Genomic DNA, 12,570 nt, shown 5'->3' with positions numbered 1-12,570 from the left:
TTTCCGGCGCGGGGTCATATGGCCTTCGGATCGGTCTAAAAAAAGAGGGGGGAGGCTTCTCATGGCGGTTCGCGTCTATCGACTTGCTTGTCGGCATCATTTCTCAACAGCATTCTTCCTACTTTTCTTTGTAGGGGGCCTGTTCGTCGCACGGCTCGCGGCCGAAGACGCCGCTACGAAGCGGCCCACAACCGTGTTTGCCGTCGCGCTCGCGGATGATGACAAGGAGGGCGCCAAAGCGGCAGCGGCCGAGGCCAGGAATAAGCAAAAAACGACAAACAACATGAAACGCATCATGCTCGCGATGCTCAACTATCACGACACCTTCAATAAGCTTCCTGCGGCGTACTCAGGCACAGCGGAGAAACCCCTTTTGAGCTGGAGGGTCGCATTGCTCCCTTACCTGGAACAGCAGGCCCTCTACAACGATTTTCATCGCGACGAGCCATGGGATAGCGAATACAACAAGGCGCTCGTCGCAAAGATGCCCGACGTTTATCGGGCCCCGACATCGGTACTTAAAGACGGTCGCACGGTGTACGTCACACCGCGCGGCGACAACACGTCATTTCCCGGAGGCAAGAATATCGGCCTCGCGCATATCACCGACGGCACCTCAAACACGATCGCCGTGGTCGAAGTCGACGACGCAGCCGCGGTTCCCTGGACCAAGCCCGACGATTGGAAGTTTGAACCGCAGGACCCCAAGGCCGAACTCGGCGGGCACTACCTGGGCGGTTTCCACGCCGCGCTGTGCGATGGCTCGGTCCACTTCATCGCCGATACGATTGCCGAGCCAACCTTAACGGCCCTCTTCACCCGCAACGGGGGCGAGCCCGTCCGGCTGCCGGATTAGGCGGTGACGGGTTCGTGGCTGAATTCACCCTGGCGCGATGCGTCTCTGTTCGCGCATTGCTCGCCACGGCTTGCGGTGCGCTTCGATCCTCAATTATTTTCCGCGCGCTGTTGACTACGCGCATAGTCTTCGATACACTGACTACACGCATAGGCAAAGGAGACCCACTATGTCGCCCCCGCGTGAATCGCTCGGTCCGCTGGAACTCGACGTGCTGCAATACGTCGCCGACCACCATCCCATCACGGTGCGCGAAGTCGCCCGGTATTTTGCCGAAACTTCGGGCCAGGCCCGCACGACGCTGCTCACGATCATGGAGCGGCTGCGCAGCAAAGGCTATCTCGGCCGCCGCAAGGTCGACGGCGTGCATCAGTACCGGCCCAAGATCACCAAGGCCGACCTGTTGCACGGCCTGGTGGGCAACTTTGTCGAGGATGTGCTGGGCGGCTCGATGTCCCCTTTCATCGCTTATCTCGCCAAGGCTCCCAACCTGACCGAGGCCGAAGCGCGCCGCGTCGAACAATTGCTGCGAGAACTCGAAGCCCGCGATAAGGAGAGCAAATGATGAATACTCTTCTGCAATACATCGGGCCGTGGACCGAGTCGTGGTTCGACGCTATGTGGCGCGCCACCTGGCAAGGGGGCATTGTGCTGGCCATCGTCTGGCTCTTGTCGTGTAGGTGTACGTTTCTGTCGCCGCGCGTCGTGTGCTGGATGTGGCGATTGGCGTGCGTGAAATTGCTCGTGGCCATAGTCTGGGCCATGCCGGTAGACGTACCGGTGCTGCCGCCTAACACGGCGTCGTTGGCGCCAGCCCAGGCTATGGCCACGAACGCGTCCCAACTGACACAGCTTGGTAAAGTTGAACAGTACGGCCAGACCAAGGCCGCCTCGAAGACCCATGGTGCCGTTGCTCCCGCCGTTGCGCGCGTCGCAAAGATCGTCGCATGCTTTTGTTGGCTGATCGGTGTGCTGTTTTCGATCGTGATTGCCGTGCGGCAGTGGAGCGCTGCCCGCCGGCTGGTTCGTCTCAGCGTGGCTGTCCGCGCTCGATCGCTCCGCTCGCTTTGCCGGCAGCAAGCGAGGCGTCTTGGTCTGAGGCATTTGCCCGAGCTGCGCGTGTCGCGTACGGCGGCCTGCGCGGCCATCGTCGGCATCGTGCGGCCGACAATCATTTTTCCGCATGATGTTTTGGCGACATTTGACAATGCCGAAATCGGCGTCATGGCCGGGCACGAGCTGGCACACCTGCAGCGACGCGACCTGGCCTGGAATTGGCTGCCGCTGGCGGTCCGTTCCCTGTTTTTCTTTCATCCACTGGTGTGGCTCATGGCACGCGGCTGGTCCGAGACCCAGGAAGCGGCCTGCGACGAATTGGTGCTCGATCGCGGTATCGCGCGGCCGGTCGAATATGGCCGTCTGTTGCTGTCGCTTGCCACTCGCCCCGAGGCGTGCCTGCGTCCGTCATTCGCCACTGCAGGCGTTTTTGGTTCTTCTGGAAACCTGGAAAGGAGAATTCTATCCATGACACGCGTCAAACCGATTACTCGCAATTATCTGATTGTCGCTGCGAGCGCGCTCGTCGTCGCAGCCTTCGTGAGCGTGGTTCCTTGGAAACTCGTGGCACAAGAGGCCAAGCAGCCCGCCGCAACCGAGCCTGAAAAGAAATCTGCCGAAAACCAAGCGGGCGATCGACGACTCGATATGAACAATCTCAAGCAGATCATGCTGGCAAATCATAACTTTGCCGCCACGGACGAGTCGAAAGCCTTCCCTCCCGCCTACATTGCCAAGAATGGTAAACCGCTGCTGAGTTGGCGCGTCGCCGTGTTGCCGTACCTCGATCAAAAAAATCTCTACAAGGAATTCCATCTCGATGAGCCGTGGGATAGCGACCACAACAAGGCGCTGATCGCCAAGATGCCTGCGACGTACAAGTCGCCCCATTCGAAACTGACCGACGGCCGGACCGTGTATCTGACACCGCGCGGTGCCGTGACCACGTTCCCCGGCGAGACCGGCGTCAAATTGATGCAGATTACCGACGGACTTTCAAACACGATCGCGGTTGTGGAAGTGGACGAAGATCACGCTATTCCCTGGACCAAGCCTGACGATTGGCAGTTCGACGCCGACCACCCCAAGGCCGGCCTGGCAAAGGAATTCGGCGGCATCATGGTGGCCGTTGACGACGGATCGGTCCGACTGCTTCCGAATGATCTAGACCCGGCATTACTGAAGGCCATGTTCACGATCGCAGGGGGCGAGCCCGTGAACTTAAGTTTGTCTGCCCGCTAACGAGATATTTGACAAGCATGCGTGCCGCGCCTCGTGCGCGGCACGCATTTTTTATGCGCCAAACCGATGCGTCTCCTCAACTCTGATCGGCGAGAGCTGCTCAGGCCTTTTCGGCCGGCGCGATTTGCAGTTCGACTCGATCGCCGTCGCGTAGCACCAGAATGCGGCATGTCGTGCCGATACGGCCATGCGTGAGCACCGAGTGCAGGTCGTCGATGCTGGCAATCGAACGCCCCTCGAACTCGACAATCAAGTCTCCTTCGTGCAGTCCGGCCGCCGCGGCAGGACCACGTGGCTCGACTCCCATCACCAGCACAGCCGTATCGGACAGTATGTCATGCTGCCGCGCCAATGCTCGTGGCAGTGCGACATTCTGGCCCGCCACGCCAATCACGCTGCGCCGCACGCGGCCGTAGGCGATCAATTGCGTGGTCACCAGCCGCGCCGTGTTCACGGCGATGGCAAAACAGATTCCTTGCGCCGGCAAGATCATGGCCGTGTTGACGCCGATCACTTCGCCGCGCGAGTTCACCAGCGGCCCGCCCGAATTGCCCGGATTGAGCGCCGCGTCGGTTTGAATGATGTCGTCCATCAATCGGCCGCTTCCCGCCCGCAAGGAACGTCCCAGCGCGCTGACCACGCCGGCAGTGACCGAGCAGCTAAACCCCAGCGGGTTGCCAATCGCAATCGCCAATTGTCCCACGCGGATCGATTGCGAGTCCCCCAGCACAACCGGCGGCAATTCCGAAGCATGGGCCCGGATCACGGCCAGGTCGCTGTCCGGATCGTCTCCCACGACGTCGGCCGACACCTTCTGCCCGTCGGAAAACATCACCTGAACTTTTTCGGCGCCATGGACCACGTGACTGTTGGTGAGCACGAAGCCGTCGGGCGTAATGACAAACCCCGAGCCAGTGCCGCCACCCCCGGGCACGTCCTGGCCGTGCGCATTGCGTTGCGCAGCCTGGCGCACTTCGATCTTCACCACCGAGGGGCTGACAAGCTCGGCGGCATGGGTAACCGCCTGAGAGTAAGCGTCGAGTAGGCCAGCATCGTCCGCAGGCCGACGGACAGACGACGACGCAGGAAACCGCACGGCATCTTCGCTGGCAGCAAGCTCCAAAAAGCCGGGCATCACGATACCTTCCTTTCGCAAACCGCGCAACACACATTCCGTCGCACAGGCAACGGTGAAGAATGCTATGCGCGGCTCAATCGACCGGCAAGCACAGGACAGGTTCGCGCCGAATCAGAAGAATTCGGGCCGTCAAATTGCGTTACCCAGCCGTCAGCCCGCAATGGCTTCGCCCGAGAGTGCCGGTTATTATGAGCGCGCCACGGGCACGTCCCTCGTGCGGTGCAGCATTCTCGAATACTCTCAGGCGGAGCAGCCTTCCATGGACACTCGTCACGCATCGTCGCAGGATCGTCGCGCATTCTTGCAAATCGCCGGGATGGGGGCCGCAGCGGCCTTGACCGCAAACGCTCCTGGCACGGTCCGCGCCGTGACCGCCAACGAGACAATCCGCGTGGGCCTGATCGGCGTCGGCGGACGCTGCCGGCACCTATTGGGGGCGCTGCAGAAGGTTCCCGGCGTGCAAGTTGTTGCCGTGTGCGACGTGTGGGACAAGAACGTGGCTGCCGGATGCGAGGCCGTCGGCCGAGATCCATTCACCACCAAGGATCATCGCGCGCTGTTGGACCGCAAGGACGTCGACGCGGTCCTGATCGCCACGCCCGACCATTGGCATGTGCCGATTACGATCGACGCCTGCGCGGCCGGCAAGGATGTGTACGTCGAAAAGCCGTTGACGCATAACCTCGCCGAGGGGCAAGCCGTCGTCGACGCCCAGAACAAACATGGGCGCATCGTGCAAGTGGGCATGCAGCAGCGGAGCATGCCGCAATTTCAAAAGGGCCACGAGATCATCCGCAGCGGCCAACTCGGCAAGATTCACAAGGTTCATTTGACCTGGAATCGCAATCAGCCGCGGCACAATCCCAAGCCTGAGAACATTGACGTGGCCTCTGTCGACTGGAAGCGGTTCTTGGGCAATGCACCCGAGCAACCCTTTGATGAATACCGCTTTCGCAATTGGCGGTGGTTTTGGGATTTCGGCGGCGGCATCCTGACCGACCTGATGGTTCACTTTCTCGATGTCGCGAACTGGTATCTCGATCTCGATCATCCGGCGACAGCCGCCACGATCGGCGATCACTTTCAGGCCGGCGGGCTGTGGCAAACGCCCGACACGGTGCAAACGCTTTTGCACTATCCCGAGCAAGGCACGCAGGTCTACTTCGAAGGAACTTTTGTCAACGCCCGCAATGCGGCCATGCTGGAATTCATGGGGACCGAAGGGACGCTGTACCTCGATCGTGGCCGTTACGAAGTGATCCCCGAACGGAACAAGAAACTTGCTGCGAGCGAACTTATTCTGGGCCAAGGCCCCCGCGGAGCGGATTTCTTCGCGACTCCGGATGGAGAATTGCTGCATCTGACCAATTGGATCGAGTGCATTCGGAGCCGTAAGAAGCCTAATGCCCCGGCCGAGGCGGGTGTCACCGCCGTCAAGGGTGCCCACCTGGGCAACAAGGCGCTACGCAGCGGTCAGGTGGCGCGCTGGGAAATAGCGTAAACCCAGTAGACGGCGAACAGTAGGTAGTCTCCGTCGGCAATGAAAGCCACGGTTCTGGACTGCGCGGCGGCGTGGCCCAGCGCGCCCGAAGAGTATGATTGCGGTACAATTTCTGCATGTGTTCAGCCGCATTGATTTAATTCCACGCGCGGGGGCCATCCCCGGGCCGGCAGAGGCGAGTACCACCACAACCGAAAGCCGAGAGCTATACATCATGCGACTATTTTTTCACCGTATCGCACTGGCCAGCATGGCCCTGGCGCTGTCGGCGCCGTTAGTTGGCGCCCAAGAAGAGTTGCCCACTCCGGCACCGGCGCCGGCACCCGCAGCCCCCGCACGGCGCCCCCTTCTGATACCGCGCGGGCAACTGACAGACCAGCAACGGGCCGACCGGCGCGACCGCCTGCGCAACCTGGGTGGTCAAGTGCTGGGCGCCCTGGCACCCCCGACGGGTCCCGACGGTACGCCCGTGCCGCTCGACATGACCAAACTCAACTCCGCGCTCAGCCCGCTCATTAAAGGATTGCTGGGAGGGGGAGACAGTATCGAATCGCTGCGTATCGGCTTCGATCCCGAGGGGACAAACTTTGCCGAAGATCGCGCGCGGCTGCGGGTCGATGCCGCGCTGCGACGCACCTCGTGGAGCAATGCCCCCACGCGCGTCACGGCCATGCTAAACGTGCAAGTATCGCGGGCTGAAACCGGCGGACTGGTCGCGTTGCTCGATGGCAATCTGCGGCTGCAAACCCCTACGGTCGCATTGGCAAACTACGCGGTAGCCCAATTCAAAGAGCGGCGGAAGGAAAATCGCTCGGACGGTGCACCGGCCCCCGCTAGTTATGACGAATTGTTTGCACAGATGCTCGACGAGCGTTTGGCCCGCGTCGACCGTCTGGAATCACTGGACGATGTCGCGGATCTACTGACGGCGATCTCGGGCCTACGCCTGACGGCGGCCAGTCAGACAATCGAGCAATTGCGTGCCGACGCGCGCTCCGCCCCGGATGAGCAAACGCGGCAGGATCTCGAAGCGCAGCTCGCGCAGGTTAGGGCCGATCGTGACAAGTTGTTCGACGTGCGACCGCATTTCGCCCGCGACGCCAGCGGGGCCGTGCGCACCATCACGCTCGAGATGCTGGGATCAGAACTGTTTGCCGGCGCCGAGATGCGTGCCATGGACTTTCGCATGACGGACAACGAGATCACGGTGCAAGCCGCCGGTGCGCTGACCCGCTGGGTCGAGCTTTACCCGGTGGTAAAGCCGCTCGTCATGAACGTCTTGGCGCGCATTCAGAACGGCGACCCCCGCGCGCTCGACGGTGTGCGCCCGCTGGTCGAAGGCCCCATCGGTCGCGGCCGTGCGGTAATCATCGGCGAGCCCTAGGCGTCTTCGGCATCACCATGACCGTCATTTCGGAAGTGCAGCAGCACGGCTCCGCATAGCTTGCTAGCAGGGCGCGCTAGGCGCTAAACTGGTCTGCCGCGGCGCACTACGCTATTGCCTTCCCTTTTTCCCACGCCTACCTGCCCATGCCGACCATCGCCGCCGATCAGCTGACCCAATTCGCCACGAACTTACTATTGTCGGGAGGGCTTGCCGTGGAAGAGGCCCAGGTTGTGGCCCGCAGCCTGGTAGCGGCCAATCTGCGCGGTCACGATTCGCACGGCGTGATGCGAGTTCCCTACTATCTGGATCAACTCGCCAAGGGAGAACTCAAAGCCGGGGCCAAGCTCAAGGTTATCAAGGAAGAGCATGCTCTGCTCTTGGCCGACGGCCAGTGGGGCTTCGGCCAGACGCTGGCGCGCGATCTGACCGCGCGGCTCATCGCCAAGGCCCGTCACGGTGGCGTCTGTGTCGGCACGCTCATTCACACGGGCCACATCGGCCGCTTGGGCGAATACTGCGAGCACGCTGCCGACGCCGGTATGGTTTCGCTATTGATGGCGAACACGCATGGCGCCGCCCGACGTGTGGCGCCGGTCGGCGGCACGGCGCCGCGCCTGGGAACCAATCCCTTGGCCTTTGGCGTGCCGCACCCCGATGGTGCGCTGGTCCTAGACTTCGGCACGAGCGCCACGGCCGAAGGCAAAGTCCGCGTCAAGCGGATCGCGGGCCAAACGTGTCCCGATGGCTGGCTGCTCGATGCCCAGGGACAACCGACCAATGATCCTCATTCTCTCTACGCCGATCCGCCGGGGACGATTCGCCCGATGGGGGGCGATCAGGCGTACAAGGGGTTTGGACTGGCGCTGATGATCGAGGTCCTCGCCGGTGCCCTTTCGGCCGGAGTTACGATTCGCGAGAAACCCATCAATCAATTGGGTAATTGCGTCTTCATGCTGGTCATGGATCCGCAGGGCATGTGTGGCCAAGCGCACTTCGCGCAAGAGGTCGCTCAATTGGCCGCCTTCGTGCGCAGCTGCCCACGAATCGACGGCGTCGACGAGATTCTGCTTCCCGGCGATCCAGAACGCCGCACGCTGGCCGCGCGCTCCTCCGATGGCATCCCACTGGACGACGGCAATTGGCAGGCCCTGCGCGAGTTGGCCGCCAAGTTCGGAGTTGCCTGCCCAGCGTGAGACGCCAGGTCCGCCACGAGGGCATTTTTCTGCTGAAAATCTCGCCTAACGCGGCGAATTGTTGCGAGGCGTTGCTTACAGGAATTCGTCGACAGCTTGTTCGAGGTCGCCGCATGTTCGTTCGCCAGTCACCTGCCGTCGTCCCGCCGCCGTGGGTTGTCGCGCTTGTGTTCGTTTTCACCAGTTTCGCGAGGACCTCGATGGCAGATGAGCCGACGGTTCGGCATCCCGAGTTCCTGGAACAGTATGCCGAGACGTTCCGCTTCAGCCTGGGGCGGCCCGCGAGTATCGAAATCACGCGTGCCGGCGATGCGGTGCTTTTTCTGCGATCAGGCCCGCGCAGCTTTGTGCGCGATCTTTACGAGTTCGATGTGACGACGGGCCGCGAGCGTGTGTTGGCCACCGCGGCCAAGCTGCTGGGGGGCGCGGACGAGCAACTGAGCGACGAAGAGAAAGCCCGTCGCGAGCGACTCCGCCTGGCGGCGCGCGGCATTGCCACGTTCGAGCTTGCCCGCGATGGCCAGCGGGTTCTGGTGCCGCTGTCGGGCCGACTGTTTGTTATCGAGCGTGCCACGGGCGCCGCCAAGGAACTGACCAGTACGGCCGGCCAAGCCATCGACGCGCACTTTTCGCCCGATGGCCGCCAGGTGGCATGCGTCCGCAACGGCGATCTGTATGTCATAGATATCGAATCCGAGCGAGAGCTGCGCCTGACCGATGGAGCGACCGAAACCCTGACCCATGGGCTGGCCGAGTTCGTTGCCCAGGAAGAAATGGGTCGCATGCGCGGCTACTGGTGGTCGCCCGACAGTAAAACGATCCTCTACGAAGAGGCGGATACGAGCGACGTCGAAACGCTGCACATCGCCGACCCGGCCCATCCCGAGCGGCCGGCGCAAAGTTGGCGGTATCCGAGGCCGGGCAAGAATAACGCTCGCGTCCGATTGGGGTTGGTTCCTGCGGCCGGCGGCGAGACCCGCTGGATCGATTGGGATGGCACGGCATTCCCTTATCTCACCACGGTCGCCTGGGATGATAACGCGCCGGCGGTGATCCTGGTGCAAAACCGTGAGCAAACTTTAGAGTTGCTCCTTGCGGTCGACACGGCCAGCGGCGCCACGTCGGAGCTGTTGCGCGAAACCGATAAGGCCTGGCTGAATCTCGATCCGACTCTGCCTCGCTGGCTTCCGTCGGGCGACGAATTTTTATGGTCGAGCGAGCGCAACGGGCAATGGGAGCTCGAACTGCGCGCACGCGATGGCCAGCGGGTCCGTGCCATAACACCTTCGGGATTCAATTATCACCGCGTGATCGACATAGACGAGAGCGCCAACGCTGTCCTGGTGGCGGCCGGTGCCGAGCCAACTCAAACGCATGTCTACCGCATACCTCTGAGCCAGACGAGGCCCGGTGGGGGAAATCAGCCCAAGGGGAGCAGCAGTGGGCGCCCTCTGCCCGAACCACTCACGCGCGAGCCTGGCGTTCATAACGCGGTGGTCGCATCGGCCAGTGGTATTTACGTGCTGACGACCGAGACACTCTCGTCAGACCCGCAATACACGATCCATCGGCGCGACGGCAGCAAGGTCGGGACGTTGAAGAGCATCGCCGAGACGACACCGCTGTTGCCGCGCGTCGAATTGACCACTGTGGGGCAGTCGCCACTGCTGCACGCCTCGATCGTACGACCCAGCGACTTTCAGCCGGGCCGGAAATACCCTGTGATCGTCAGCGTGTATGGGGGACCTCATCGGCAGATGGTCGTCGCGGCGCGAAGCCGCTACCTGCTGGACCAGTGGCTGGCCGAACAGGGATTTATCGTCGTCTCGATCGACGGGCGCGGCACGCCAGGGCGTGGCCGAGAGTGGGAACGGGCGCTGCGCGGCAATTTGATCGACGTACCACTGGCCGACCAAACGACAGGGCTCAAGGCGCTCGGCGCCAAGTATCCTGAGCTCGACTTGTCGCGCGTCGGGATCTATGGCTGGTCGTTCGGCGGATACGCGGCGGCGATGGCCGTCATGCGCGCGCCCGAACTGTTTCGCGCGGGCGTGGCCGGCGCGCCGGTCACAGATTGGCTCGATTACGACACGCATTACACGGAGCGATACCTGGGCCTGCCAGACCAGAACGAATCGGGCTACGCGGCAAGCTCAGTGCTAACCTACGCCAAGGACCTGACGCGTCCGCTGCTGGTCATACATGGCACGGCGGACGATAATGTCTATTTCTTGCACAGCGTCCGCCTGGCCGACGCATTGTTCCGCGCCCAGCGCGATTTCGATTTTCTGCCCCTTTCTGGGCTGACGCACATGGTGTCCGATCCGGTGATGACCCGCAGCCTGTACACGCGGATTGCCGAGCACTTTCTGAAGCACGTGGCCGGCAAATAGCACCGCTGGCTCTTGTCGTTTGCAAGGCACTCCGGATGGTGTTTTCCTCCGTACGAATCGCCGCGAAATTGCCGAAGGCAAAATACTGGCATAGCCAGGCACCGGCGCTCTAAACTACAGCAGACGCGTCCCGGCCAATGGCGACCGTACCAGCTTGGCGCCACGCGGCCGCGAGACGCTGGCCTCTTGTCACGTTATGGCAGTTTCTGCAGCGCGCCGGTGGCTGGACAGGATATTCCGCACGTCTATCCGAGCGCGAACACATCGCACGGGGGACTCGACATGGGAAAGCTCAAGCCCAAGCAGACGCCCGAGAGTCACGCAGTAGCCGAACATCCTCACCCTGCAGCGCACACAGCAACGGCGGTCGCGTCGCCGAGGCAAGAATCGACAAAAAACGTGTCAACTCCCGAAGACGCGCCGGCCGACGACGGCCGATCACGACGCAAACAAGCGCCGCGTTCGGGGCATGCCGATTGGCACCCGTCGATCGATCGCCGTGACCCGGTCGCTATCCTCATCGAATCGAGCGTCGGCCGGGTTGAGCACTTGCTGCCGATCCGTTACGGCCGCATGCTGCAATCCCCGTTCTCGTTCTATCGCGGCGCCGCAGCGATCATGGCGGACGACCTCGCCCAGACGCCCAATACGGGCTTGCGGGTGCAGGCCTGCGGCGATTGCCACGCCATGAATTTTGGCATCTTTGCCACGCCCGAGCGGAGATTGATCTTCGACGTGAACGACTTCGACGAAACGCTGCCCGCCCCCTGGGAATGGGACGTCAAGCGGCTGGCAGCCAGTTTTGTGATCGCGGGTCGCCACAACGAATTCAAGCCAACGCAGGCCCGCGCCGCGGCTCTGGCCTGTTTGCGCAGTTATCGCGAGCAGATGGCGCGCTATGCCACGATGGCCCCGCTCGACATTTGGTACGAGAGCGTCGATGTCGACGAGCTGCTGGCACGATTGTCGGACAAAGCGTTCGACAAGCGCGACGTGCGCGAAATCCGCAAGGCGGCCCACGGTTTCACCGATCGCGGCTCGCCCAAACTATTGGATGCGCGCAGCGCAGAGCCGCGCATTCATGACGATCCGCCACTCATTTACCATCCCCAGCATGCCGAGGCAGTGGAGTTTATCAGCCATGTCCGCCAATCTTTTCACGCTTATCGGCAATCATTGTCCGACGAACGCCGCGTGCTGTTGGACCGCTATAAGCTGATCGATCATGCCGTAAAAGTGGTCGGTGTCGGCAGTGTGGGGACGCGTTGCGGCGTGCTACTGCTCATGGCCGAGCCGCGCGATATCTTGTTTTTGCAAGTCAAAGAGGCGCGTCCCTCGGTCTTGGAGCCGATCGTCGATAAATGCCTCTACGGCAACAACGGTCAACGCGTTGTCATCGGCCAACGCCTGATGCAGGCGGCCAGCGATCTATTCCTGGGTTGGACGCGAGCCGAAACCGGGCGCGATTTCTACGTTCGCCAATTGCGCGACATTCACGTCAAGCCGGTCGTCGAAGTCTACAATCCGGCCATGATGGCCGGTTTCGCTTCCTCTTGCGGTTGGGTGCTGGCCCGCGCCCACGCGCGCTCGGGCGAGCCCCGCGCCATCAGCGCCTATCTGGGTACCGGCGATCGCTTCGACGAGGCGGTCGCGGACTTCGCCGAAAGTTACGCCGACCAAAACGACGAAGATTTCCGCACCTTTACCAAGGCCGTCAGCGACGGGCGCCTGCCGGCCGAGGTCGATAGGTAACACGCGTCGATAGGTAACACGCCGACGCGCGGCACGCGAAAAATACGGCCGG

9 protein-coding genes are annotated in these 12,570 nt (G+C 62.2%); 8 read left to right on the top strand and 1 reads right to left on the bottom strand.

The window, feature by feature from the left end; genetic code table 11:
* The first annotated feature begins 61 nt into the window (after positions 1 to 61).
* The 3 genes from VGG64_29155 (at position 62) to VGG64_29145 (ending at position 3,154) form a co-directional block, all read left to right on the top strand.
* Positions 62 to 856, top strand: a complete 795-nt coding sequence (locus tag VGG64_29155) for a DUF1559 domain-containing protein (GenBank protein ID HEY1603706.1) — start codon at positions 62 to 64, stop codon at positions 854 to 856.
* A gap of 169 nt (positions 857 to 1,025) precedes the next feature.
* Positions 1,026 to 1,421, top strand: a complete 396-nt coding sequence (locus VGG64_29150; protein ID HEY1603705.1) for a BlaI/MecI/CopY family transcriptional regulator — start codon at positions 1,026 to 1,028, stop codon at positions 1,419 to 1,421.
* Positions 1,421 to 3,154, top strand: a complete 1,734-nt coding sequence (locus VGG64_29145) for a M56 family metallopeptidase (GenBank protein HEY1603704.1) — start codon at positions 1,421 to 1,423, stop codon at positions 3,152 to 3,154. The genes VGG64_29150 and VGG64_29145 overlap by 1 nt, the downstream gene beginning before the upstream one ends.
* 100 nt (positions 3,155 to 3,254) lie before the next feature.
* On the opposite strand, the gene VGG64_29140 is transcribed toward VGG64_29145, so the two are convergent.
* Positions 3,255 to 4,289, bottom strand: coding sequence for a trypsin-like peptidase domain-containing protein (locus VGG64_29140; GenBank protein ID HEY1603703.1), 1,035 nt, complete (start codon positions 4,287 to 4,289; stop codon positions 3,255 to 3,257).
* Positions 4,290 to 4,551: 262 nt separating this feature from the next.
* Between VGG64_29140 and VGG64_29135 the strand changes: the two genes are divergently transcribed.
* From VGG64_29135 to VGG64_29115, 5 genes are all read left to right on the top strand, one after another.
* Positions 4,552 to 5,793, top strand: coding sequence for a Gfo/Idh/MocA family oxidoreductase (locus tag VGG64_29135; protein ID HEY1603702.1), 1,242 nt, complete (start codon positions 4,552 to 4,554; stop codon positions 5,791 to 5,793).
* A gap of 214 nt (positions 5,794 to 6,007) precedes the next feature.
* On the top strand, positions 6,008 to 7,177 hold the full coding sequence (locus VGG64_29130) for a hypothetical protein (GenBank protein HEY1603701.1): 1,170 nt from the start codon (positions 6,008 to 6,010) through the stop codon (positions 7,175 to 7,177).
* A 146-nt stretch (positions 7,178 to 7,323) separates the two neighbouring features.
* Positions 7,324 to 8,373, top strand: coding sequence for an Ldh family oxidoreductase (locus tag VGG64_29125; GenBank protein ID HEY1603700.1), 1,050 nt, complete (start codon positions 7,324 to 7,326; stop codon positions 8,371 to 8,373).
* A gap of 200 nt (positions 8,374 to 8,573) precedes the next feature.
* On the top strand, positions 8,574 to 10,766 hold the full coding sequence (locus VGG64_29120) for a DPP IV N-terminal domain-containing protein (GenBank protein HEY1603699.1): 2,193 nt from the start codon (positions 8,574 to 8,576) through the stop codon (positions 10,764 to 10,766).
* Positions 10,767 to 11,165: 399 nt separating this feature from the next.
* Positions 11,166 to 12,518 (top strand): DUF2252 domain-containing protein, encoded by a 1,353-nt coding sequence (locus VGG64_29115; GenBank protein HEY1603698.1) that lies wholly within the window; start codon positions 11,166 to 11,168, stop codon positions 12,516 to 12,518.
* Positions 12,519 to 12,570: the final 52 nt, after the last annotated feature.

Source organism: Pirellulales bacterium (genome assembly GCA_036490175.1).
In the GTDB taxonomy this organism is placed as follows: Bacteria; Planctomycetota; Planctomycetia; order Pirellulales; family JACPPG01; genus JACPPG01.
This window is presented reverse-complemented; position numbering and strand designations above follow the sequence as displayed.